The 22,825-nt window shown below is 67.3% G+C and carries 21 protein-coding genes; 9 read left to right on the forward strand and 12 right to left on the reverse strand.

What is annotated here, in order from left to right; genetic code table 11:
* Positions 1 to 4 precede the first annotated feature (4 nt).
* On the forward strand, positions 5 to 1,444 hold the full coding sequence (locus ABGA98_RS44115; protein ID WP_347624461.1) for a protein kinase: 1,440 nt from the start codon (positions 5 to 7) through the stop codon (positions 1,442 to 1,444).
* A 199-nt stretch (positions 1,445 to 1,643) separates the two neighbouring features.
* Here ABGA98_RS44115 and ABGA98_RS44120 read toward each other — a convergent pair whose 3' ends face one another.
* From ABGA98_RS44120 to ABGA98_RS44155, 8 genes are all read right to left on the reverse strand, one after another.
* Positions 1,644 to 2,741, reverse strand: a complete 1,098-nt coding sequence (locus tag ABGA98_RS44120) for a hypothetical protein (protein WP_347624462.1) — start codon at positions 2,739 to 2,741, stop codon at positions 1,644 to 1,646.
* 4 nt (positions 2,742 to 2,745) lie between these two features.
* Complete coding sequence (fxlM, locus tag ABGA98_RS44125) at positions 2,746 to 4,800, reverse strand: methyltransferase, FxLD system (RefSeq protein WP_347624463.1); 2,055 nt, start codon at positions 4,798 to 4,800, stop codon at positions 2,746 to 2,748.
* A gap of 50 nt (positions 4,801 to 4,850) precedes the next feature.
* Positions 4,851 to 5,924 carry a lanthionine synthetase C family protein gene (locus ABGA98_RS44130; protein ID WP_347624464.1) on the reverse strand — a complete coding sequence of 358 codons (1,074 nt, stop codon included), beginning with the start codon at positions 5,922 to 5,924 and terminating at the stop codon, positions 4,851 to 4,853.
* Entirely contained in the window at positions 5,921 to 7,954 is a 2,034-nt protein-coding gene (locus tag ABGA98_RS44135; protein WP_347624465.1) for a lantibiotic dehydratase family protein, read from the reverse strand. Before ABGA98_RS44135 ends, ABGA98_RS44130 begins: the two co-directional genes overlap by 4 nt.
* 79 nt (positions 7,955 to 8,033) lie before the next feature.
* Positions 8,034 to 8,204 carry an FxLD family lanthipeptide gene (locus ABGA98_RS44140; protein ID WP_132340572.1) on the reverse strand — a complete coding sequence of 57 codons (171 nt, stop codon included), beginning with the start codon at positions 8,202 to 8,204 and terminating at the stop codon, positions 8,034 to 8,036.
* Between the two features lie 12 nt (positions 8,205 to 8,216).
* Entirely contained in the window at positions 8,217 to 9,449 is a 1,233-nt protein-coding gene (gene fxlM / locus ABGA98_RS44145) for a methyltransferase, FxLD system (RefSeq protein WP_347624480.1), read from the reverse strand.
* Between the two features lie 559 nt (positions 9,450 to 10,008).
* A complete protein-coding gene (locus tag ABGA98_RS44150) occupies positions 10,009 to 10,320 on the reverse strand; it encodes a hypothetical protein (protein WP_347624466.1) in 312 nt (103 codons plus the stop codon).
* A gap of 66 nt (positions 10,321 to 10,386) precedes the next feature.
* Positions 10,387 to 10,809: a hypothetical protein gene (locus ABGA98_RS44155; protein ID WP_347624467.1), complete on the reverse strand. Its 423-nt coding sequence runs from the start codon at positions 10,807 to 10,809 to the stop codon at positions 10,387 to 10,389.
* Positions 10,810 to 10,966: 157 nt separating this feature from the next.
* Here ABGA98_RS44155 and ABGA98_RS44160 point away from each other — a divergent pair, with 157 nt between their 5' ends.
* The 3 genes from ABGA98_RS44160 to cutA are packed head-to-tail and all read left to right on the forward strand — an operon-like array spanning position 10,967 to position 13,846.
* Complete coding sequence (locus ABGA98_RS44160) at positions 10,967 to 12,754, forward strand: ElyC/SanA/YdcF family protein (RefSeq protein ID WP_347624468.1); 1,788 nt, start codon at positions 10,967 to 10,969, stop codon at positions 12,752 to 12,754.
* Positions 12,696 to 13,484, forward strand: coding sequence for a WbqC family protein (locus ABGA98_RS44165; protein WP_347624469.1), 789 nt, complete (start codon positions 12,696 to 12,698; stop codon positions 13,482 to 13,484). Before ABGA98_RS44160 ends, ABGA98_RS44165 begins: the two co-directional genes overlap by 59 nt.
* 26 nt (positions 13,485 to 13,510) lie before the next feature.
* Positions 13,511 to 13,846, forward strand: a complete 336-nt coding sequence (gene cutA, locus ABGA98_RS44170) for a divalent-cation tolerance protein CutA (protein WP_347624470.1) — start codon at positions 13,511 to 13,513, stop codon at positions 13,844 to 13,846.
* On the opposite strand, the gene ABGA98_RS44175 is transcribed toward cutA, so the two are convergent.
* Positions 13,827 to 14,855 (reverse strand): XRE family transcriptional regulator, encoded by a 1,029-nt coding sequence (locus tag ABGA98_RS44175; protein ID WP_347624471.1) that lies wholly within the window; start codon positions 14,853 to 14,855, stop codon positions 13,827 to 13,829. The two genes, cutA and ABGA98_RS44175, sit on opposite strands and share 20 nt — an antisense overlap.
* Before the next feature lie 528 nt (positions 14,856 to 15,383).
* On the opposite strand from ABGA98_RS44175, the gene ABGA98_RS44180 reads away from it, so the two are divergent.
* Positions 15,384 to 15,869 (forward strand): ATP-binding protein, encoded by a 486-nt coding sequence (locus ABGA98_RS44180; RefSeq protein ID WP_347624472.1) that lies wholly within the window; start codon positions 15,384 to 15,386, stop codon positions 15,867 to 15,869.
* Positions 15,870 to 15,941: 72 nt separating this feature from the next.
* Positions 15,942 to 16,190, forward strand: a complete 249-nt coding sequence (locus ABGA98_RS44185) for a hypothetical protein (RefSeq protein ID WP_347624473.1) — start codon at positions 15,942 to 15,944, stop codon at positions 16,188 to 16,190.
* A gap of 56 nt (positions 16,191 to 16,246) precedes the next feature.
* Here the strand turns inward: ABGA98_RS44185 and ABGA98_RS44190 are convergent, their stop codons facing one another.
* Together ABGA98_RS44190 and ABGA98_RS44195 are read right to left on the reverse strand one after the other, a co-directional pair.
* Positions 16,247 to 18,079 carry a S9 family peptidase gene (locus ABGA98_RS44190; RefSeq protein ID WP_347624474.1) on the reverse strand — a complete coding sequence of 611 codons (1,833 nt, stop codon included), beginning with the start codon at positions 18,077 to 18,079 and terminating at the stop codon, positions 16,247 to 16,249.
* Between the two features lie 19 nt (positions 18,080 to 18,098).
* Positions 18,099 to 19,100, reverse strand: coding sequence for a helix-turn-helix transcriptional regulator (locus tag ABGA98_RS44195; RefSeq protein ID WP_347624475.1), 1,002 nt, complete (start codon positions 19,098 to 19,100; stop codon positions 18,099 to 18,101).
* A 531-nt stretch (positions 19,101 to 19,631) separates the two neighbouring features.
* Here ABGA98_RS44195 and ABGA98_RS44200 point away from each other — a divergent pair.
* On the forward strand, positions 19,632 to 20,393 hold the full coding sequence (locus ABGA98_RS44200; protein ID WP_347624481.1) for a bacterial transcriptional activator domain-containing protein: 762 nt from the start codon (positions 19,632 to 19,634) through the stop codon (positions 20,391 to 20,393).
* A 676-nt stretch (positions 20,394 to 21,069) separates the two neighbouring features.
* On the opposite strand, the gene ABGA98_RS44205 is transcribed toward ABGA98_RS44200, so the two are convergent.
* Positions 21,070 to 21,339 carry a hypothetical protein gene (locus ABGA98_RS44205; RefSeq protein ID WP_347624476.1) on the reverse strand — a complete coding sequence of 90 codons (270 nt, stop codon included), beginning with the start codon at positions 21,337 to 21,339 and terminating at the stop codon, positions 21,070 to 21,072.
* A 53-nt stretch (positions 21,340 to 21,392) separates the two neighbouring features.
* On the opposite strand from ABGA98_RS44205, the gene ABGA98_RS44210 reads away from it, so the two are divergent.
* Positions 21,393 to 22,373, forward strand: coding sequence for a hypothetical protein (locus ABGA98_RS44210; protein WP_347624477.1), 981 nt, complete (start codon positions 21,393 to 21,395; stop codon positions 22,371 to 22,373).
* A 58-nt stretch (positions 22,374 to 22,431) separates the two neighbouring features.
* Complete coding sequence (locus tag ABGA98_RS44215) at positions 22,432 to 22,770, forward strand: hypothetical protein (protein ID WP_347624478.1); 339 nt, start codon at positions 22,432 to 22,434, stop codon at positions 22,768 to 22,770.
* The last annotated feature ends 55 nt before the right edge of the window (positions 22,771 to 22,825 follow it).

Consider the following 22,825-nt stretch of genomic DNA (forward strand, 5'->3'; position numbering starts at 1 on the left):
CATGGTGTCCCACTTTCTCGGTCGTTATCGGCTTGACCAGTATCGACTCGGTCGTGGCGGGATGGGCGAGGTGTGGGGAGCCGACGACATCGTGCTCGCCCGGCGAGTGGCGATCAAGTTCGTCCTTCTGCCGGACGCGGAGCTGCATCAGAGGTTCGCCCGGGAAGCCAAGGCGCTTTCCAGCTTGGCTCACCCGGGCGTTCCCGCGCTGTACGACTTCGGGACGGATAACGGCAGCCACTACATGATCATGCAGTTCATCGAAGGGAACGGCCTGCATGACGTCATTGCCGAACACGCGCCGCTCTCCATCGGCTGGGTGGCGTCCATCGGCGCCCAGATCGCGACCGTCCTCGAGGCCGCTCATGAGCAAGACATCCTGCACCGGGATCTGAAACCGTCCAATCTCATGCTCTGCCGAGACGGCTCGATCCGGGTTCTGGACTTCGGCTTGGCGTTCATGCATGACGCGGACATGACCACGCTCACCCAGACCGGGCAGCAGCTTGGCACTGCCGCATACATGTCTCCCGAGCAGGTCGAAGGCAAGCGGGGCACCGTGCATGCCGACATCTATGCCTTGGGGTGCGTACTCTACGAAGCGGCAACCCGCCATCCGCTGTTCACCGGTCCCAATGATCACAGCGTGAAGACGCAGCACATCACCACGTCCCCGATGCCGGCCGGACGGCACCGGCCAGACATCCCACGTGGGCTGGATGAGCTGCTGATGGCGATGGTGGAGAAGGACCCGGCCGACAGGCCAGCCAGCGTTCGCGAGGTGTACGAGCGGCTCACGCCGTACCTTTCCGGAACCGAACCGCTGGGTGACATGACGGATCACCTCGCGAGTCCCTTGCTCCTGTACGCCCGCGCGCTGAGCCGAACCACCATCACAGGCCCGTCGATGTCAGCGACGAAATCGGGGGGAGTCCGGGATGATTTCAGTCAGGGTGATGCACGGCGTGCTCGCCGCGAAGCGCAGACGCTGATTCGGGAGTCCCGGTACAGCGAAGCGACGTCGATGCTGGAGGATGCCCTTGCCCGTACGCCCGACGCGCCTGGACTGCGGGAACACTTGGCCGAGGCATATATGGCGGCAGGTGATTACTATCGAGCTGCCCAGGGATATCGCGAGCTGGCGGCATCCAGAGAGCCAGGCCAGGCCTTCCACTACCGGCTCCAGGAGGCCACCTGCCACGCTCACCTCGGGGACACTGATCTGGCACTGCATCTCATGACGGCGCTGGTGGCCGACGTCCCAGCGGAGGATGACCCGCAAGCGCTGGAACTCCGACGCCAGATCGGCGAGCTGGAGCTAAGCGCGCGCTTCTTGGATCGGGCGCGACGCACCCTCGCGGCGCTGCTATCCGATCTTGAGCGCATCTATGGCGCTGATCATGCTGCGACAGAGCGCGTTCGGGAACTCCTCACTTCGACGTGATCAGGTCGGACCCGTGACCGTCTACGCCATCCGGGTTTGCCAACCTGGCCTGCCGGCCTCGCCAGACTTCTTGCCGACTGCGAACGCCGGAGCCGGAGTGACGGCCAGTCCGGGGTCTGGCTGGCAGGGAATGTCTCGATGCCCCTCGTTAGGAGGACATCGGTGGTGGGATTGAGCCGCGAAGAATTTGGCGACCGGCTCATAGAAGCTCGCGGAGTGCCACTTCGCCCTTGTCCACGGCCGCGGTGAGAGCCTGCATGTGGACAGATGAGAGTCTCCCGGCACCGAGCCCTGACGCGAGTAGAAGCTCGTCGAGACTCTGTCGTTGCCCACCGGTCAGACGTGAACGCACCAAGCGATGGTTCAGGACATCGCGAGCGGCGTAGGCGTCGAGGGTGGCCACGTCGACGATGGCCTCCTGCAGAAGGAGAATGTACGGGCTGGTTCGGTCATAGGCCAGGTCGAGCGCGGTCAGACCGACTCGGGTCTGGAACGCGGCGGTAGCGGGGTCAGGCGGGGTCATCAGCACGAGTGCCTCCTGCAGCGCAAGCTCCAGCTCAGGCTGTGGCACCGGTGACGTCACTGGCCAGCAGTAGACGCGCAGGAGAGCCGCGATGGCGTCCTCCCACGGTTCTGCAGGAGCGGTGGACTCGATCGTTGCGCGAGCCTCCCGGTCGAGGCCGCGTTCCATCAGGGACATGATCAGGATTTGGCGGCCGTCGAGGAGACGATTGCCGACGCCGCGGTGCGCGGCCATGGTTTCGGCAGCTTCGGTCCAGCGGCCGACCCTCGCCAGGGCCCTGGCACCGTCGATAAGCACGGCGACCCACAGCTCCTTGCAAACCTTTCGGTGGTCCGCATCTGTGCCGATCAACACCGACAGATCGACGTTGTGGTTGCGGATTTCGGCTGTACCGCGCCGCTGGGCAGCGTGGTACAGCCGCCTGAGCAGGTCGTAGGCGCCTGCGCCGTCGCCTTCGCGGATCAGCTGCCGGGCAATGTTCACCAGCGGCATGAGTGCCATCACGGCGATGTCCCCTGTGAGGTTGCCGGCTTCGGCGAAGATCTGGTGCTGCCTCCAGCACAACTGCACGGCCAAGTCGGGCATCCCGACGTCGGAGGCGATCAACGCGGCGTAGTTGAGGACCCCGCTGGCGCGGGTCACCAGATCGCGGTGGCTCGCACCAGCGGGCGCGACGGTCAACTCGGTCAGTTGGGTGATGCGTTCGGCCAGGGGGAGCCCAGGTGCCTTGGGTCGGCGGACCAATGGGATACGGTCGGCTATCGCGGGGATCATCGGCTCAGCTCCTACGCGGCCAGTCGACAACGAGTCGGCTGTAGGTCTTGTCGATGACGAAGCGCGAATCGGCGGCCGCCAGTTGGTCGCGGGCCTCGCCTACAGCCATGCGGAAGCTGGGCTCCGGGGCGTTGTTGCCCCAGTCGCGGTCCCACTCACCGATCTCGGTGGAGACCTGGTCGGCGAGCTCGGCGGCGTGCGGGCCGTGGCCGATGACGCCGATCTCCCAGAACCTGCCCTGCTCGTCCTCGCCTTCGCGCACGGTCAGGTAGGCCAGGGTGTCACCGTCGAGCGCGGCCATGGAACCCCAGCCGAAGTGCGGGGTGAATCCGGGGCGGGACCCGGGCATGCGAGACAGACCGTTCGGAAGCACGCACGCCAGGTACAGGTACAACCACTGCCAGGGGTCTCCCTGGCGGAACTTAACGCCCGAGTAGACCTTGACCTGCGGCTGGTCCAGAACGGTACGGAGAGCGTCGCGGTCAACGTTCTGCTCACTGAAGGTCTCCAGGCGGACGTTGCCCTCACCGGCCATGGGCACGAGGGTGTAGATATCGTCGCAGATCCCTTTGCGCAGGGGTACGAACGTCGCCATCTCGCACGAGACGGTCTTCCAGGTTTGGCCATCGCGTTCGAAGGCGAAGGATCGCGAGATGCTGCCGCGGATTCGCATCGGGATGACCAGACGTCCGTCGAGGGCGAGTTGCTCAAGGACCCGCTCGGGGATGTCGCCGGTTCCGACGGTGAACTGGATCCGGTCGAAGGGGGCGTGTTCGGGGAGCCCTGCGGCGCCGTCACCCAGCACCACAGACACGTTCGAGGCGCCGGTCTGCGCCAGGTTCTTCGCGGCGTGGTCGACGAGATCTTGGTCGACGTCCACGGTCCACACGTGGCCGCCGGGGGCAACGAGTTCTCCGAGCAGGCGTGCGTTGTAGCCGGTGGCGGCCCCGGCTTCCAGGACCTTGTGGCTGGGCCTGGCACCCAGCTGCTCCAACTGGGTGGCGACAATCGAGGGCGCGGAGATGCAGGAGATCATTTCGCCTGTCTCGTCGTGCTTGATGGGCACGGCGTCGTCGACGTACGCGGTCTGAGGGTCGACACCGGGGAGGAACCGGTCGCGTTCGGTGTTCCGGAAGGCGGCGATGGTTTCGGGCGTGCGCAGGTGGCCACCGTCGATGAGATGAGTCACGAGCGCTTCGCGCAGGTCGGCGGAGTCGGTGGCAGGGGTCAAGGTGGTCTCCATTCGAGTGACGTTGAATACCGGGGACGTGGACGGGCGGGTAGACACGTGGGCGTTCTCCCTGCTGGCGAAGGCGACTTGGAACCCCAGCCATGCGGTTGCGGCCTGCTCGTCGGCGGATACTCCTGCGCGGTTGAAGGCGAAGATCGCGTGGTGGGCTAGAACAGCGCGCAGGCCGCGTGTCAGCCGCCCATCGGTAGCCAGTTGCCTCAGCTGGCGTCCGGCCTCGTGGAATGCGGCGACGCGCTCGGTCCAGCCGGGCTCGGCGTCCTGTCGTTGGGCGGCGTCGGCGTTCATCAGGCGCCGCATCGCCGTAACGGCACCATCACGCGCGGCGCCGGTGGGCGGGATGACGGGTGGCCGTAGGGAGCCGAGCTTCGCCCAGACGTCGCCGATCTCGAACGGATCGAGGCCGGCGGCCCGGTTCATGGTCGAGATCAGCAGCACACAGCGTTCCCGGGCACCGCGATCGCCCGTTTCGGCCAGTGCGGCACGGCTGTCCGCGCAGAACACGTCGTGGGCGACATTCATGCCTTCTGGGCCGCCGAACGCTTCGATCTCCGGCTCGTAAATGCCGCCGACCCAGCCGCTGGCCAACTGGTCGGCGACGAGTCCGTCCAGCAGGTCTGCCACGGAGCGTTCGGTGCGCAACCGCAGCCCCGCAGCCTTTCGCAGGAAGTGGAACCGCTGGTCGTGGAGTGCGGACGACAGCGCCTGGGCAGCCTCCGGACTCACTCCGGCATCGCCTGGGAACGACACGCTGGCATGCCACCAACCCTTCTCGGCGGTGATCGGAAGGTCCTCGTCGTCGACGACCATGGTTGGGACGCTCCTTGACAGTGGGTGATCGGATCGCGAGAGGGGCAGGTTCAGGTGATCAGGAGCGCTCTGGTCCAGCCCGTGGTGTTCGTGCCGTCCAGCGCCAGTTGCGCGCCCGCCCGTCCTTCCATGAATCCCGGCTTGGACAGCCGATCCAGGTCAATAGTCAGGCTCTTGTTCAGCTCTTCGATGAGCGGCGAGTATCGGCCCGGAGCGGCGCTGTCGGAGGCGACGGCGTGGGCAACGGTCAGCAGGCCGGCCCAGCCATGGCAGAGTGAGGCATCGGTGACCTGACCAAGGCGGGTCCGATCGGTGAGGGCACCCACAACGGCGTTCTCTGCCGCGAGTCGGCGGGCCGGATCGCCCAGGGCGATCCCTGCCAGTTGCTGGGCGCGAGCGATGCCGAGCTCGCCGTAGCACCATGACGGTCGCGCGACATGCGGCTTCGGCGGCTCAGGGGTAGACAGCTGGTCGCGAGTGGTCCAGTAGCAGCATCCGTACCGGTCCAGCCAGCGCACGCACACCTCGATGGCGTCATGCTGGCCCGGCACTGGAACACCGCACCGGACGGCGAGGGACAGCACTGCCAAAGGGCCGGCGATGCCGTGCGCGACGCCGTTGTTGCCGTGTCCGCCGATCAGCTCCTCGTCAGCGGGCCCACGGTCCGACCACCAGCCCGGTAGCTTCCGGCCTTCCACGCGGACCGGCTGGCAGAGGGAGACCAGGTAGGCCAGCACCTCCTTCAGGAGAGGTGAGTCGCCATCACGCGCCAACAGCAGCGCGCCCAGCCCGGTCAACCCCCGGATGAGGTCAAACTCCGCAAGATGCGGAAGAGCCCCGGAAGCCTGCCGCCGATGCGCCGCGGCCAGTCGGGCGACCACCACACGGTCGACCGCGTCCTGCACGGCCCGATCGGCGAGACCGGCACGGCCGAGCACGAACTCCAGCGCAGGGGCGCCGTGGAACAGCGACGCGTTGCCTCCAGCGCTGACGCCGCCCGCGACCGCCTGCTCAAGCTGCATTCGAGCGGATGCGACGTCACCCCGCTCGATGTGTAGCAGCGCCACCCCGAGCGCCCCCTCGGACAGATCCTGCGTCCTGGGTACGGTCGCCGTCGCCTTCATGAGCGTGCCTGCAGGGGGATGACGAGACTGTGGGCCCGGCCGCCGATCCAGCCATCGGCATGCGGCGGCGGTGCCTCCTGCAGGACAGCGACACCGGTCGGACTGGCGACAAGGTGGGTGCGCAGGAGGTCCAAGTGCATGTCCTGGCGTAGATCGAGGGAAAGCTGCTGGTCGTCCTCGGCCAGGAGCACACGATCCGGCACGCCGAACCGGTCCATCCAGGCGTGCAGTTGTCCGGCCCACTCCTCCAGCGTCGCGGTACGGCAGGGCAGTTCCCGAGCCTGCAGCTTCCATCGTGCGGACACCAGGATCGAGCGCCGGTAGTGCAACGCCGGAGTGAACGGAAGGGCCCATGCCGCGCCCCAGTCGAACCACGTCACCTGCGGAGCTCCGGCCCGGCTGATCTCGGCGAGGAACCGGGCCAAAGGAGGGGTGTAGTTGTTCCATAGGAAGTTGATCGCGGTCGGTGCAAGCAACTCCAGATGCTTCCCTGTGGCGGCCTCGGCCAGATAGAGGCGGCCATCGAGGATGCCGACAGCCAGATCGGACGGGAACAGCACTCCCTCTCCGCGGTGCCGGAACTCCCCGACGCTGACCAGCCGGGGGAGCACCTGCGGGGCACGGGTGAGCAGGTCGGCCTGGACGCGGCCGGCGTGGAAGGACAGCTGGACCAGCTCTGCGTCGGGCTCGACCGTGGGAAGGCCGGCGCACGCCGCGCCGGTCTGGGGGAACAGATGCCAGAAGCGGCCCGTCATCGAGCCGGCCGCCCGGGAGACGGTGGACAGCCGAAGACGGAAGTCCCCGCGCTCCAGTGCCTGCGTTGAGTCGGCCTGGACCTGCACGCACAGTTCGAGATGGGGCGGGACGACCGTACCCTTGCCCGCGGCAGCCTCCAGCCGCTCGATCATCGCGGCGGACAGGACCACCGATCGGCTGCCCTCGACAGCCGCGGTGCCGGCCATCTCAAGAAGGAGCCTGTCTCGTCGGGTCATGGGCCGGGGTGGCTCGAAGACCTGGCCGAATCCCTGGGGAAAGCCCAAGCCCTTGTCGGGATCGGTCACCAGCTCCAGCGGCACCTCGGCGCCCTCGCCGTAGCGGTCGGCGAATTGTTCTGCGTAGCGGCGCCATGCCGAGGTCCCGGCTGGATACATGGCGAGCCGGGTCAGGACCGTCGCTGCGGTTTCCGCCTCTGTCACTACCGTGTGCGGGAGCCGCACTGTCGCGTCCAGCCGCAGGTCCGGTGCCGCCGCTCTGTTCTGGATCTCCCGCAGAGCGGTCGGCAGAGGGTCGGCTGGATCGACGACGGTGGCCGGCGCGCGCAGCGACGACCGCAGCAGCCGCACCCGCAGAAGCTCCACCAGCAGCCCAGCCCGGCGGCGCTCGTCCGTGTCAGGAAATTCGGCGGTGAGCTTGTCCGCAAGGGCTGAGTACTGGATCGGTGATCGGGCCGCGTCCAGCACCAGCGCGACTGCGGGCGTGACCGCGAGGGAGAACTCCGAGGCGCCCTCGGAGGGAACGTAGACGCGCCCGCCCCGTCGACGTGCCAGGTTGTTGAGACATACGTCGACGTCGGCCATCCGCTCGGCGTTCGCCTCCCAGTCGCTGATCGTCGCGTCCAGAGCTACTGGGTCCGGCCGGGTGGCAGCCCGGTGCCGCTCCCCGAAGTGGACCTCGCCTACGCCGCCGAACTCGGTCAGTGCGACCCCCGCGAACAGGCCGTAAGGCGTCGAGCGGCGCGCGTACCTGATCGCGTACCGGGCGGTGGCCAACGCCGCCCGGCGCACCCGGCGTACCTTCGGAGAGTGCCCGTCGAGGATCGCCTGGACCCGGCGGGCCAGGTCCGGGCTGGCGCCGGACACCGCCTGTTGAAAGGCGTCATCAGCCCACACCGCGGCCAGCCACGAACGCCAGCGTTCGAGCGGCGCTGCGGGTCCAGGCCAGGGCGGCAGGTTCGGTCCGGTGAGGTTCGCCGCGGCGCGCAGCATCCCCTGGCCGGCACCTCGATACAGGCTGTGCCGTGAGCGCGTCATCACCCACACTCCGTTCTGATAGGAGGGCGAGGGCCTGAAGGCTCGGTTCCTCTGGCCCTCGCCGCCGGGCTGACCTGGACTACGAGGTGGTGCAGGCGCTCGGGCAGGAGCTCCCGCAGTTGTCGCCTGTGCTGCACATCAGCACTGTTTCGGTGGCCGGGGTGTTCTCGATGAAGGTGATGTCGAGCTGGAACGGGTCGTCAGCGTTGTCGGTGGCGGGGTCATGAGCGGTCGCCGTGGAGCTGGGCATGGGCCTTTCTCCTCACTGTGACGGGATGGGTGATGCCACCTGGCGGTGCGGAGGCGTGCCCGCATCCGGCCAGGAGATCGTGATGCGAGTGTGCTGCTTCGTGATGACCCCGCCCGCGGGCGGCACGTCGGCCGGGGCATCGACTGGCCAGACCGCGAAGCTCGGGCCGGGCCCGCCGCGGTAGTCGCGGTCCCAGACCTGGACTTGCTCCACGATGGCTCGGGCGACTTCGCGGCCGTGTGGGCCATAGCCGTGTGCGCCGAACTCGACGATTCCCTCCCCGGCTGTCGGCCGGATGGACAGGTAGGCGAACGAGTCGTCCTGCGCTGTCGCGAAGGGGAACCAGCGGCCTCCCGCTTCGGAGACGATGCCGGGGTCTTCGCCACCAGGGGTGTTCACGGTCATATTGCAGAAGCCGGGCAGCGCCGTCGCCATCCACAGGGGCAGGTCGGGGAACGGCTCGGCACGAGTCACGGTCACCCCGGACCAGGCCGCTGCGGGCCGGCTGGCGAGAACGCCGTCCAGTGTGCGCGGTTCGGCAAGGTTGCCGTCATCGAACCGCAGCCCGACCTTGTCACCGTTCAGGAGCCGAACGTGCTCGTCGTGGGCGCCCGCGCCCTGCATCTTGACGAAGCCGCAGACCCCCTGCGAAAGGCTGACCAGGTGATCATTGATGCGTTCGAGAGCCAGAGAGCGGGTGATGCCCTTCAACCTCAGCGGGACGACGATTCTGCCGCTCTTGGCAAGCTGCTCGCGCCAGGCCGGAGGGATGTCCCACGCGCCCACAGTGACCATGATCCGGTCGTAGGGGGCGTTGTCCTTCCAACCGTGTTCGGCGTCGGCCGTGACGACCTGCACCTGCGGATACCCGGCGGCGTCCAGGCAGGCGCGGGCCCGGCTCGTCACGTCGGCGTCGATGTCCATGGTCGTGACCTGACCGGCCGGGCCGACCAATTCTGAAAGCAGGGATGCGAAGTAACCACCTGAGCCGACCTCCAGCACGCGCATCCCCTGACCGATGTCGGCCTGCACGAGCTGCATGGCCTGGATGTCGGGAGCGGACATGGTGGAGATCAGTGCGCCGTGTTGGCTGCGTTTGACTTCGACGATGTCCAGCGCGTACGCCGCCTCCGGCGTCACCTCGGGGGCGAAGAGGTGCCTGGGGACCTTACGGATCGCGGCCTCGACCGGCGCGGGGAGCGGGAATCCCCACTCTTCGCATCGGGCCGCTACGGCGGTAGTCATGGCGTCACGCAGCGGGGCGGCGTTCTGGCCGTCGTTGTCGGTCGTCACAGGCGGGGTCCCCTCCTCTTGGTCGTGATGGGCAACCGGTCGATGCTGGCTGCTGGTCTGCTCGGCCTGGAGCAGCCGCGCCGAGGAAGTCGTCAGGTTCTAGCCCTTCTCGGCGGCGCAGATGGTCGAAATGGTGTGCTGCGGCGAGCGCGAGGTAGACATCGAGGGCCTGGCGGTAGAGGCCGCGTCTGGCCTCCTCATAGCTGCCCTCCTCGGCTTGGCGGAGGACGAAGTACTGGCCGCCCTCGGACGCCAACTCGAACCGGCCGCAGCATGAGGTGTAGGCGATCCGGAGAGTGCCGCCGTGGGCGACGTACGGCGTCCACTCGAACGTGTCGGCCGTGTGGACGTCAGCTCGCCTCTCGTGGCGGGCAGGCTGTGTCATCTGCTGTCTCCGTGCTCGATTCGGCGCATGGGTGGTGCGGGCGATCGAGCGGTAACCCGCGAACGGGCTCCGTCAGCGGGTGTCGGGCTGCGGACGGGGACCTCTGACAGCCCACGCCCTGTCTGATCATCTGGCCGTTCCCTTTTGTGGGCCGGAAGGCGATTCTCGGCAAGCGTCAGTGGATATGTCGCGGGTGAGACCCGGCTGGGTCTTCCACTGCGCCTGGATCGCGTCGCCCATGAGGCGCAGCAACTCCTCTGGGTGCTCAGCCTCGACTCTGATACCGCCCTGGGCACATGGGCCTCTGTAGAAGGCGACGAGGGAGCGGCCGTAGGGCGAGTACATCAGCCACCAGTCGGGAAGGCGACGCTGGAGGCTCTCCACGTACCCCCTCCCCAGCTGATCAGCGAGGGCGTCGCTCTCGTTGGCCAAGGTCATGTTGATCTCCGGATGGAACATCGGAAAGGATGCAGGGCGGGCTCGGCCAGGCCGCCAGGTAGGTGGTTATCGTGCGGACAGCGGCAGCCGGTCCGGCAACGGCACAGCACATGAGCGCGGACGTGGCGCTGCAGCAGTCGCCCGGCGAAAGGCGCCGCGAACGAGGAACAGGCGCACTCCAATGGCGCCTATCTGTTCTCTACGTCGGGCAGCGAGATGCTTCTCGCCCAGATGGCCGGCGGTCGGCAGGACCACTCCATAAGCGCTGGACAAGGTGAGGACGTCCAGCAGTCCCGTGAACGCCGAGTCGTCACCGGGCTTGCCTTCGCGATCCTTGAAGATGTCGCAGAGCTGCAGTTCATGCTGGTCGCAGTATTGGGCCAGCGTCACCGTGAGAGCGGCGTAACGCTCAGGTGTCGAGCGGCGCGGCCGCAGGTACCCGTAGACGATGGGGCCGTCCACTGGATGCTGCTCGGTGAGTGTCGACACGGTAGCCGTCCCTTTTGATGGTGGGGGTGATGGCCTGCTCTTCGAGCATGGACAGCCCAAGCCCGGCTGGATACGACCCGCTGTCGCACTTCCGTTGCACTTCCGTAGTCCCTTGGTACCTCTGCGTGCTTCCATGGCCGTGGAAGGGAGCAACGACGTGACGACCGTGCACGAGTGGAGCGGCCTCGAAGCGCATGCACTACGTCTTGCTCTACGGATGAGCGTGCGCGTGTTCGCCCAGCACCTCGGCGTCGCTCCCCGCACCGTGGCCAAGTGGGATCAACTGGGCTCTGCCACCCGGCCACGCCCCGACACCCAGGCCATCCTGGACACCGCGCTGGCACGCGCAGACTCGGCCACCCACCTGCGATTCGAGACCCTGCTCCTGGAGCTGGGCCAAGACGCCGATCAAGGGCTACGAGTCACCCGCGTGGGACCACGCGCATGGGACTACGAGACGTGGACGGACGACCTCGACCGGGTCGTCGTCGCGCTCAGCCGACAGAGCTTCAACTACGCTGCCGACCTGCTGAACCGATGGCTCGCCCGCTACGACCCACACGCTCTGGACGACAAGGGCCTGTACCTGTTCGCACGGTCGACGACGCTGCTGGGTGACCTCCAGCGTGACCAGGGCGCAGTCGCCGGTCCTCTGTCCGCTCGCCGTTCCTATCTCAACGCGCGCTCGATCTACGGCCAGCTCGACATCCCTCGCCGTATCGCTCAGCTGGACCTGTCACTGGCGGTGGTCACAGAGATGTCGGGTGGGTTGGACGAGGCCGCCAAGGAGTATGAGGCGCTTGCGGTGGACGACCGGCTCTCGCCGCGCGACCGGACGCGAGCCCGCCTGTGGGTCGGGACCGCATTGAGCAAGAACGACAGGAACGACTATGCCGCCCGGCTGATGACGACGGCCATCCGCGAGTTCGAGAGCCTCGGGGAACCCGAGGACTGGTCCGTCGCGCACCAGAAGCTCGCCCTGGCCCACCGTGGCGCCGGGAATCTTTCGGAGGCCCTACGCCTCATCGATCTCGCCCGTGCCACTGCGGTCACCGACGCGCCCATGCAACGGGTCCGGCTGGAGACGGCTTACGGGCACATCCTGCTTTCGGACCGGGCCACCGTGGATGATGGGCTGATGATCCTCGACCGTGCCGCACGCGAGGCCGCGCAGCACGGGCTCGCGCACCAACTGAGCAGTATCGAGGGTATCCAGCAGACCATCCAGAGGGAGAACGAGCGGCTCCCTCTGCCACGGCGATCAGGGAGCAGCCGAGTGAGCGTCAAGCAGCAGGCCATCACCGACGAGCAGTGGCGGTACGCCCGCATCATCTGGGATTACCACCAGATGCACCATGACCTGCGCCGGTGCGATGTGGCCATCGGGCTGGGCAGCCACGACCTGGGCGTAGCACGCGCGGCCGTCGACCTGTACCGTGCCGGGTGGTTCCCGCTGCTTGTCTTCTCCGGCGCCACCAGCCGTACCACGGCTGCCCGTTTCCCACGCGGCGAGGCTGTTCACTACCGCGAGCACGCGCTGGAACTCGGCATGCCCGACGAGACGATCCTGCTGGAGCCGAACGCCACCAACACCGGCCAGAACATCGCACTGTCACATCAGGTGCTGGCCGACGCAGGCATCGAGCCTGGTTCGGTACTCCTGATCTCTAAGCCGTACATGGAGCGCCGGGCATACGCCACAGCACGGAAGGTATGGCCCGAGGTCGACGTGCTGTGCGCCTCCGAGCCGCTTGAGCTGAACGACTACGTCAGCTCGATCGGTGATCCGAAGCTGGTCATCGACATGCTCGTTGGAGACCTGCAGCGCGTGATCCAGTATCCCAAGCTTGGCTACGCCATCGAGCAGCCCGTCCCGGGAGAGGTCCATGACGCCTACCAATCTCTTGTCCGCGCCGGATTCGACAGCAGGCTCCTCACGTCCTGAATCACCGGACGGCGAGGTGTGCGCCATCCACCAGCCCAACCTCTTCCCCCGGCTCTCGACGCTGGCCAAGCTGTTCACGGCCGACTACTGGATCGTCCTGGACGACGTGCAGTTCGCCCGACGCGACTATCAGCACCGCACGCGTGTTGCCTCGCTCGATGGTTTGAGGAAGACGCATTGGCTCTCCATCGCCACCCACCTGCCTCATGGCCGCGCCACCTCTATCCGCGGAGCACGTCTGGCCGATTCTGCACGCTGCCGCCGCCGCGTTGCCCAGCTTCTCGCCGACCATTACCGGCACAGCGCCCACTGGCCGGCGTTCAAGAAGCGGCTCGAACCCGTGCTGGCCACCTTCGAGAGCACGGATCGGCTGGTGGACGTGACGGAGGCGTCCGCGCGCCTGCTGCTGGATGAGGTCGGCTGGCGGGGGCGGATCCTGCACAGCAGCGATCTGCTCGCGCGTGGCGAGCGATCGCAGCGGCTGGCAGACCTCGCGTGGCTGACCGGCGCGCGGACCTACCTGTGCGGGACAGGAGGCATGCGGTACCTGAACCCTGCCGCATTTCAGGTTCACTCGATCGAGGTCCTCCCGTTCCAGACCCTCGCCACGGGCATCTGGGCAACCGCCCGGGAAGTGAGCGCAGTGCATGCCCTGATGCTCGTCGGGCCGCGTGCCATGCGGCGCGAGCTGGAGGAACTGCGTGGACGCGTACTGGCAGGCCGTCCGTGACTTCGAAGGATCTACGCTCAGGAGCTATGACCCGCCATGTCGAGGTTCACGTGACCGCAGGAAGTCGCGAGGAGGCCGAGCGTATCGTCAACGCGGCGGTCGTAAGCCGAGCGGCGGCCGGCGCCCAGATCAGCGGCCCGATCGTGTCCACCTACTGGTGGAAGGGGGAGATCCAGCGCAGTGAGGAGTACTTGATCCTCATGAAGACCGCCGCGGAACGGCTCGATGACCTCGTCGAGGTCATCAAGGAGGCCCACTCGTACGAAACCCCCGAGATCGTGGCCATCCCCATTGAGGGCGGTCTCGCCGGCTATCTGAGCTGGATCACTGAAGAGACGGCTGTTACCGCGAAGGGCGAGTAGCGGCGTACTCGGTGTGGAACTCCCGGGCGACTTGAGCTCGTGAGGGCTTGAGCTCCGCGGCGACGTTGTCGAGACGCTCCCAGCCGAGAGGGAAGTCCATCGCGCTTGTGGCGTCGAGTGCGGAGCGCGCGGAGTCGACGGCTTCGGTGACGTCTCCGAGGCGGTGTTGCGCGAGCGCCATCTCGGCCTTGACGACGCACAGCTTCTTGACTTCGGTCGTCGGTCCGAGGTGCAGCGCGATCTCCTCCATGGCGGTGGCGGAGTCGTCGTGGCGCCGGAGCCGCGAGTAGACGGTCAAACTCATAGACGCGAAGCGCCCCGGGTCGAGGAAGCACGTCCATGGACGGGCGTTGATGTCCGCGCCCGCGTAGACGTCCACCGCTTCGCGGATCGAGTTCAAGGCGCCACGGTGGTCGCCGAGGAGCGCTCCCTCCTCGGCGTGGCGGGCCAGCAACCATGCCCGCGTCGCGGGATCGCCCTTGCCGATCTGGTCAAGCCCTTGCTGGATGAGCCGGGTGCTTTGAGCGCTGTTCCCGCCTGCCATGTACGAGCGGTACCCGGTCATGCAGGCGGCGATCGAGACGTCGTTGGTGTGCTTCGCGGCGACGTTGGCCAGGCGGGTGTGTGCGGCCGTCATGTGCGCGTTCCCCTGCTCCCAGGCGAACCATGCGGCCAGGATGGCGCTCTCGCCGGCCACCACCGCCAGCCGACGCCGGTGGTCGTCCGGCAGACCGCTTTCCAGCAGAGCGCTTACCTCGTTCAAGTGGCTGATCAGCGCCGGATAGAGGGACTTGGCGGGTATGTGTTCTTCGAGGCGGTGGAAGCCTCGGGTCCGGTCTTCGAGGTGAGCGATCGTCGTGCTGTCCGGCCGGTGATTTCCGGCCAGGGCGCGCAGCAGCCGCTGGGCGGGGTCGAGTGCCGTGCCCACTGCGGCGGTCGCGGCCAGATGCAGGACGGTTCGGCGGTCCACGCGCAGGTTGAGCCTTCCTACGGTCCAGGCCAGGGCCATGTGGTCACTGGGTATTTCGGTCGGTTCTGTCGTCGGCTCCGGGTTCCGGGTCCATACACGTCGGTAGAGCTCGGCGTACACCGGGCCTGGCTGGTGCGTGCCAGCCTCGTGAAAGCGGATCTCCCGGATGATCGAGCTTCGGCTCGGCAGGGTCGCACGGGTTCGGGGGTCGGCCGCGAGCTCGAGTTGGCGGGCCAGTTCGTTCTGGCTCCAGCACCGGTGGAGCCGCTTGGCACGGATGTCCTCCGCCCAGTTCGGCCTGACGCCATTTTCGCTCATTCTCGATCACCTGTGTGCCGGTAGGCGGGGGTCCTCCTGCAACCTCCTCCAGTCTCTTCCTGACGGCACCCATTTCGCAGGTGTTCGCTTTCAGTAATCAGTTCAGTACGCATTGGGGCATCCCCGTTTCTGCGAGCAGCCCCCGCTTGTACTGGACGACTTGACCCCTGATACGGAGTCGAGCGCCGATAGGGGCCCGTGGCATCCGTCCGGATGCGACGGCCAACGACCACAGGAGGAACGCCGCGAATGATCGCAGCGACGAACCCGCAGAAACGACAGGAACGGACGCGCTCGCCCGAGCGGATGATGTGGCGGTGCGTGTTCCCCGGGCAAACCGACCAGGTCCGGCAGGCGCGGCGCATGGTCGAGACGCTGTTCGCCGGAACGGGGCGCGAGAACGACGCCGGGCTCATCGTGTCCGAGCTCGCGACCAACACCCTGCTGCACACCCGGTCCGGCCAGGCAGGAGGCTGGTTCGGGGTGGAGATCCGCCTCCCTGACGACGGCCCTGCCTACCTGGGGGTCTATGACCTCGGTGGAGCCGGGATCCCGCAGATCAAGCGCCAGCGGGCAGTGCAGGAGGAGAGGGTGGGCGGGTTCGGGCTCGCGATCGTCAACGAGCTGGCCCTGAGGCTCTCGCTGATCGGCAACCCGCAGACCGGGCACACGGTGTGGGTCTACCTGGAGCCCAAAGCTGGAGGCGTCGGGTGCGCGAGCGCCGTAGCGGGATGAGGGGAGGTCGGCCTGCTGCTATCAGGCCGACCTCCGGCCTACGGAGACGTCTCCACCGGAGGGAAGGCGAACTTGAGCACAGTTGACTTCGCGACCGTCCTCGACAGGCTCTATCCGGGGTACGGCGATGACGTACGGGCGAAGATGTTCGCGCTGATGTGCGACGTGGCTTTCGTATACGCGCGCAGCGACGCGTCGTGCAGTTTCGACGTCAGCCTCGACTGCGCTCTCGACGCAGTCGCCGAAAACGTCCACGGGATACGAGTTCAACACCGCCTCAGCCCGTTGTCCCTCCTGACCGCCGTGGACGGTGACGTCTGAACCTTTGAACGGTGCCCACCCGGCCTACGGGTGGGCACCGCTGTGCTTGGTGGACGTCAGCTCACCTGGAGTGCCTCTGGGCGGTCGACCGGGGCGGCGATCAGATGGGTGTGGAGAAACTCGCTGATGGCCTCGTACGCGGTCAGCTCGTTGGCGCGGTTGGTGAAGCCGTGGCCTTCGTCGGGATAGATGTCGTAGCGAACTTCGACGCCGCGTTCGCGCAGCCGGGCGACGATCTGGTCGGATTCGGCCTGGGGAACGCGTGGGTCATGGGCTCCCTGGAGGACGAACAGGGGAGCGGTGATGCCGTCGGCGTAGGTGACGGGGCTGCGCTCCAGGAGCTGCTCGGCGCGGGTTTCGGGGTCGCCGAGGACAGTGGCGACGAAGGTTTTCCAGGTGGGTGGCGATGCCTTCGCCAGTGTGAGGAGGTTGCTCGGCCCGCATATGGAGACGCCCGCGGCCCAGGGGTAGGGGAGGCGGGCCAGGCAGGACAGAGCGGCGAAGCCTCCGTACGAGGCTCCCATGGCGGCGAGGCGGTTCGGGTCGGTCCAGTCGAGGGTGTGGAGGTATTTGACGGCGTGGTCCAGGTCGTCGAGGTCGATGCCGCCCCAATCGCAGTAGATGAGCTTCTGGTGGGCGGTGCCGTAGCCGGTGGATCCGGCGAAGTTGGGGGCCAGGATGGCGATGCCCTGGTGCAGCAGGTGCTGGTAGAGGCCTGAGCGGGCGTAGAGGGGGCGTTCCTGGGATTCCGGGCCGCCGTGGATGGACAGCAGGACCGGGTGTGGGCCGGGGCCGTCCGGGCGGTAGAGCAGGGCGTGGACGTCGCGTCCGTCACGGGCCGGATAGGTGATCAGCTCGGGGGCGACGGGGTCGATGACGTGCAGCGCCGGGGGGCGGGTGTCGGTGAGGTAGCGGAACTCGTGGCGGGCCAGGTCCAGGACCGCTATTTCCGCCGGCCTCGCCGCGGAGTTGATCAGTACGACCGCGAAGGAGGCGTCAGGCGCCAGGGACAGTGCGGAGATGACACCGGGCGGGATGCTGGGCAGCGAGATGGGGGAGCCGTCGCGGTCGGCGTGCAGGAGGGAGCTGCCGCCCTCGTTGACTGACCAGATGCGCACTCCTGCGGCGGCGTCGAGGACTTCGACGTCCCAATTCGGGCGCGCGATCGCCTGCAGGGATTTGGCCGCGAGGTCGTAGAAGGCGGCGGCGGTGAACTCGCTCCAGTGGTCGGTGAGCAGGTGGAAGCCGCTGGAGTCCGCCGCCCAGGCTCCGGGCTCGAAGACGCCCTCGCCCAGAGCCGATGTCATGCAGACCGGCGTGGCGTCCGGATCGCTGAGATCGGTGAGATAGACGGCTATGTCGGTGTTGGAACGGAATCCGGTCGCCAGCAGCCAGCGGCCGTCGGGGGAGATGCTGACGGCCTCGAACGCGACCCCTTCCGGGGGTGTGAAGCGTCGGAGTTCGCCGGTCTCCAGATCATGGACGATGAGGTCCTGGGCGGCGGGATCGCGGTCGTTGGCGGTGTAGGCAAGGAAGCGGCCGGTGGGATCGAACGGCGACGTGGCCAGGACGCGCTGGCAGTCCGGCCCGGAGCTGATCTCGGTCAAGCCGCTGCCGTCCAGGGCGACGAGGTAGAGGCGGAACTGTTCGTCCCCGTTCTCGTCGGCGGTGAAGACCAGTTGGCTGCCGGAGGGTGTCCAGGCGATCTGGCGGACTGCCCGGTCGTCGAAGCCTGCCACGCGGCGCGGCTCGCCACCGGCGACGGGAACGACCCACAGGTCGTAGTGCCCGGAGGCGTGGCTGGAGTAGGCGACCAGCCGGCCGTCCGGGGACAGCGCAAGGGTGGGCTGGAATCGCTGCTGGGGCACGAAGTCCAGAAATCCGGGCATGTGACAGGGCCTCTCGGGTTCAGTTGATCCAGCCGCGGCGCGCTGCTGCGGCTCCGGCGGCGAAGCGGGTTTCCACATCCAGCGCGTCGCGAATGGCGGTCCAGTGCCTGCGCATGGTGTTGACGCTGATGTCCATCCGCCGGGCGATCGCCTCGTCGGACAGTTCCTGAGTGAGCAACTGCAACACCTGCGACTGCGCAGGGGTGAGCGGCCCGACGGCTTCCGTGCTCCCGAACGGGATGGCCTTCTCCCAGAGCAGTTCGAAGTACTCGCGCAGGGCACCGACGATGACGGGCGAGCGTACGAGCAGAGCCCCGCCCATCCCTGTGGGCGTCAGCGGAAGGAGCGCTACCGCCTCGTCCGCGAGCTTCATCTTCATCCCGACGCGAGGGAGCAGCCGGGCCTGCTCACCGGCCGCCACCGCGGCCTCGATCGTCTTTGCGCCGATCGGATGCTCGGCGCAGCGGGTCTCGTAAATCGCGCGGCACTGCACCTGGCCCTCGAAGACTGGTAGCGGCGCGTACCCGGTGGAGTCCTCGACGGGCGCCTCCAGGACGTAGTTGTCCAGCGTGAGCCAGTCGTGCCGCGCGGCGTTGATGAGCGCGTAGGACAGGGAGCTGATCTCGTCCCGGTCGGTGACGATCTGCACGAGCCGGTCCATCGCGGAGCTCGTAGACCCAGCGGTTGGCGTCTGGTGGAACTCGCTCAGCCGCTTGTGCCCCGACAGCAACCGTTCCTGGTCGCCGACGAGCCGGCGCGAGAGATCCGTCAGGACGCCCTGCAACGCGAGCTCCGGGGGAGCGGGCACGAGGCGTGGTGGATTCAGCGGACCGTCCGGACGGAGATGCGCCATCCCACGGGACGTCAACTCCACTACCTGCTCACAGCCGCCGAGCAGGGACGCGGCGTCGTCCTCGGGGCAGCCGTCTTTCGCGAGCAGCTTGGAGTATGACGCGAAGATCTCATCCGGAACGACACCCTGCAATAGGCGCTGCGCGTTGGTCTGGTTCTGTCCGTCCACCGTCACCTCCGATTCGAGGGTAGCGGGGCGATCACTGTATGTGACGCTGCTTCCCTGGCCGTGTCGGACGGTGGGTGGTTCCGCGCGATGGTGCTTTTTCACCAACCGGCTTCGGGGGCCAGAGAGCCGCAGCCGTAGGCGCTCTGGCGGTCCTGGACAACGCGCTCCCGGTCAGTAGCCGCCGTGAGGAGTTTCACGTTCCCTGTTATGGCGCTGCGCACGGTCTGATCAGTGCGAACGCTCAAGAGTGACAAGGGAGGCAGCATGAGGCGGCATCTTGTCGGAAGGGTGGCGAGGAAGCTGACCGGACCGACGTTGGTGGCACATGGTCTGGTCGGACTCGCGGTGACGTTCGGTCTGTTGAACTGGCGCAGTCGGTCGGTGACCCCGCCCGCCGAACCCCGCTTGCTAGACACCGCTCCGGTTCCGGTGACGCCCGTTCGCAGCATAGACACGACACCCGAGCCCCAGGCGGCCCCCGTAGGCCCCGCACAGTTCGCAGAGACGGCAGGCGCACCATCGCAGCAGGTGATGGTGACCACCCGACCGACAGCCGATCGGCGTGGCACGATCCGTCTGATCGGCCAGTGCGTCATCGAGGGACCCAACCGCGCAACGGGCGGCTGGGGAACCGACACGTGGGCCCTCCTCGGTCTGCTCGCCGAGCACCGCTCTTCTCTGCTGACCAAGGCCATGGCCGGCGACAAACTGTGGCCCGAAGCCGCAGCCCCGAACGACCGGTTCGCCGGCCTCCTCAAGGCGACCCGCGCCAAGATGTGCGAGGCCCTGGGGATGCCCGGCAACTACGGACGCGTCGTCATCCAGTTCAAGGGCGGAGCCGGATACAGGATCAACCCCGACCTCTACGGCTGCGACGTCTGGCAGATCCGCGACCTCCTCGCCGCGGCCGCCGTTGCCACAGGCTTGGAGAAGACGACCGCGCTGACCGCTGCCGTCAACCTCTACACCGGCCCGTACCTTCCCGAGGTTCCACATCCCTGGGCACGGCAGACGGCGGACGCCCTGAACCGCGGCATCGTCCAAGCCCTCGCCCAGCTCGCCGACCTGGAGGAGCATCCCGAGTTGGAGGCCGGCCACCTCGAACACGCCACAGAACTCGACGCCGTCGCCGAACACCTCTATCGAAGGCGAATGGACGTGTACGCCCGCCTCGGCAGGACCCAGGCCGTGCATTACTGTAACGACGAACTACGTGAACAGCTTCGCATCCGAGGCAGAAAGCCCTCCGCGAAAACAGAGCAGCTCTACCGAAAAATTATCGACTCCGAATAAGAAGCCTAACGCCTCGAAATGGGCTCAGTCCGCGACTTGACCGGAGCCCATGAGGTGGTCCTCGATATGCCATGTGCGCGTGAGCGCACGATGGCAGAGAGGGGGATACGTGTTCGGCGAACACTTATTACGGCAGGCGGCTCTACGTTTATGGAAACGCATCGGCGCTCGGTTGGCGAGGACGCTTATCGCGGCCGGGCTGACCAGGTGCCGATGCGCGTAACATCGTCGGCCCTGACCTGCTGAAGGCCGAGTCCCGCAGGCGAGCCTACGCGGCCATGACCCTCGCCTGTGGGCGCAGCCTTCCACACGGCTACGTCGTCTGGGCCGAGCTCCGCCTACCCCGAGCCGCGTAGGCGCCCAGGAGAAGGGTGGGACCAGCCGGCTGCTATCCGGCTGGTCCCACCCTCAGAGTAGGGCTCTACCCCCAGAGGCAAGTCCTGCTTCCCTCGCCGAGAGTCCACCATTGCGCGGACTTTGCGCGGCACCGATCGGTCCGCCGGTCGGTGCGCCGATCGCCCTACCGACCGGCCTGCCGCCTTGACCGGCACCCCCGATCCGGGGCGTCCTCGCAGGTGTACGGGGCTATCCGGGCTACCGGTGGCCCGCCCGACTCGCCTTAACCGACGAGAACTCGGCAAGAAGCGACACCGTCGCCGAATCGGCTGCCCCTGCTCTAGTCGACTTTCTTCTTTCGTCTCCCATAATCACTGTCCTTCAATATGCGGTGCCTCGCTTTGAATGCTTCTTGTGGCACCGTGAGGTCAGCTCCTCTTGTGCCGAAGAAACGACAGGCGTAGCACGGCAGCCTTCTGTCCTGAGGCGGATTGTCGAGATTTGTCAAATTTTCATTACCCGGCTTGGCGATCAGAGATCCATCGTTTTTGGCGTGCATCGCCGAATCGGCTTGCTTTGTATTCCGAATCGAGAAATGGTCGTCGTGCATCGAGGAAATCGGCCCATGGAAATGCGGCCGTAGCTCAAACAAAGGAGAACGAAATGGCGACGAACATGATTGCCGAAAGCGCCCCTACCCAGGCTGAGTTCTGCCCGGAAGGTACGGCGGCCAAGGTGTGGGAGGCCCTGCACGCGAACCCTGCCGCATCTGTGACGGCGATCGCCGAGGCAGCGGGTGTCTCCCGCCCGACCGCCACCAAGGCCCTCGCGGAATTCGCCGAGGCAGGCCGCGCCGTTCGCACCCCTGGCGGGCGCACCGACAAGGGTCGCGCCCTTCCTGACACGTGGGCATCGGTTCCGTCGGCTACCCAGGCCGATGCCGCCGACCCGGTGTCGCCTGAGATTAATGCTGAGGCCCCCGATACGCCCGACGTGCCCACTGACACCCCTACGACCCCGGACGTTCCCGACGCAGCGGCTCAGGACGACGCGGCCGTCCAGGACGACACCTCCGCCCCGACGCCCGCCATGTCCATCCAGGACGCGATGCGCATCCTGGAGCAGGAGGCCGACCGTCGCGCGATCGCTGAGGCCGAGCTGGCCCGAGCCCAAGCCGAGGAGGAGGCCCGCCGTCAGCAGGCCGCCGAGGCCCTGGCCAAGGCGCGCATGATCGAGGACAGCCGCCGCGCCCTGACCGACCTCCTCAACGCTGTCACCACCACCTACGCGGCCCTCCTGGCCGACGACGAAACGGCATTCACCACCGGCCTGGAGGCCATCTACGCCGGTACCACAGACGTGCGCAAGGCCGCTCGCATCACCCAGCCGAAGACCAACGGCACCGCCACCTGGGGCTCCTCACGCAGCGATCGCAGCGCCCCTCGTCCCCTGCGCCCGGACGTCCTCACCCACCTGATCAAGCATCCCGACCTTGCCTTCACCGCCAATGAGATCGCCAAGGTCCTCAAGCGTTCCTCCGGGGCGGTCGCCAACGCCCTGGACACCCTCGCACGGAACGGCGAGGCCGAACTCGTGAGCGAGCGCCCCAACCGGTTCCGCGCGGCCAAGCCTGAGGACGCCTGACCACCCATCCCAGCGGACCCGGCCGCTCGGCCGGGTCCCGTCATGAAGAGGAGCAGTAATGTCCGATGAGATGTTCGCCCTTCTGGGGTGGGCATGGGATGTAGACCTGGCCACCCGCCTGGCCCGACGCCACCCAGTACGCCCGGCTGCTATCCGGACGTTGACCGGCGTCAAGGACCTCATCCGCATCGACCCTGACCACGCCGCAACGGTCGACCTGACCAAACCTCTCCTGGTCGTGCCACTGCCGTGCGCACAGCCACCCGGCAACCGCCTGGTGATCGACGGCTGGCACCGCATCCACCGCGCCCTCGACCTCGGCCTGGAGCAATTGCCAGCGATCCTGCTGGACCCTGCCGACGAACACGCCTGCCGCCTACGCGGCGGCGACATCTGACAGTGCTACGCGCGTGGGGGCGGGGCCAGCCGCGGGTGGGCCCGCCCCCCACGAT

This window comes from Nonomuraea sp. B1E8, assembly GCF_039871515.1.
Classification (GTDB): domain Bacteria; phylum Actinomycetota; class Actinomycetes; order Streptosporangiales; family Streptosporangiaceae; genus Nonomuraea.

Bases quoted from the DNA above. Each gene is read 5' to 3' on its own strand.
- ABGA98_RS44120 (WP_347624462.1), bottom strand. From the start codon at position 2,741: ATGATCCCCGCGATAGCCGACCGTATCCCATTGGTCCGCCGACCCAAG.
- fxlM (WP_347624463.1), bottom strand. From the start codon at position 4,800: ATGGTCGTCGACGACGAGGACCTTCCGATCACCGCCGAGAAGGGTTGG.
- ABGA98_RS44130 (WP_347624464.1), bottom strand. From the start codon at position 5,924: ATGAAGGCGACGGCGACCGTACCCAGGACGCAGGATCTGTCCGAGGGG.
- ABGA98_RS44135 (WP_347624465.1), bottom strand. From the start codon at position 7,954: ATGACGCGCTCACGGCACAGCCTGTATCGAGGTGCCGGCCAGGGGATG.
- ABGA98_RS44140 (WP_132340572.1), bottom strand. From the start codon at position 8,204: ATGCCCAGCTCCACGGCGACCGCTCATGACCCCGCCACCGACAACGCT.
- fxlM (WP_347624480.1), bottom strand. From the start codon at position 9,449: ATGACTACCGCCGTAGCGGCCCGATGCGAAGAGTGGGGATTCCCGCTC.
- ABGA98_RS44150 (WP_347624466.1), bottom strand. From the start codon at position 10,320: ATGACCTTGGCCAACGAGAGCGACGCCCTCGCTGATCAGCTGGGGAGG.
- ABGA98_RS44165 (WP_347624469.1), top strand. From the start codon at position 12,696: ATGACGCCTACCAATCTCTTGTCCGCGCCGGATTCGACAGCAGGCTCC.
- cutA (WP_347624470.1), top strand. From the start codon at position 13,511: ATGACCCGCCATGTCGAGGTTCACGTGACCGCAGGAAGTCGCGAGGAG.
- ABGA98_RS44175 (WP_347624471.1), bottom strand. From the start codon at position 14,855: ATGGCCCTGGCCTGGACCGTAGGAAGGCTCAACCTGCGCGTGGACCGC.
- ABGA98_RS44180 (WP_347624472.1), top strand. From the start codon at position 15,384: ATGATCGCAGCGACGAACCCGCAGAAACGACAGGAACGGACGCGCTCG.
- ABGA98_RS44190 (WP_347624474.1), bottom strand. From the start codon at position 18,079: ATGCCCGGATTTCTGGACTTCGTGCCCCAGCAGCGATTCCAGCCCACC.
- ABGA98_RS44200 (WP_347624481.1), top strand. From the start codon at position 19,632: ATGGTGACCACCCGACCGACAGCCGATCGGCGTGGCACGATCCGTCTG.
- ABGA98_RS44205 (WP_347624476.1), bottom strand. From the start codon at position 21,339: ATGCACGACGACCATTTCTCGATTCGGAATACAAAGCAAGCCGATTCG.
- ABGA98_RS44210 (WP_347624477.1), top strand. From the start codon at position 21,393: ATGGCGACGAACATGATTGCCGAAAGCGCCCCTACCCAGGCTGAGTTC.
- ABGA98_RS44215 (WP_347624478.1), top strand. From the start codon at position 22,432: ATGTCCGATGAGATGTTCGCCCTTCTGGGGTGGGCATGGGATGTAGAC.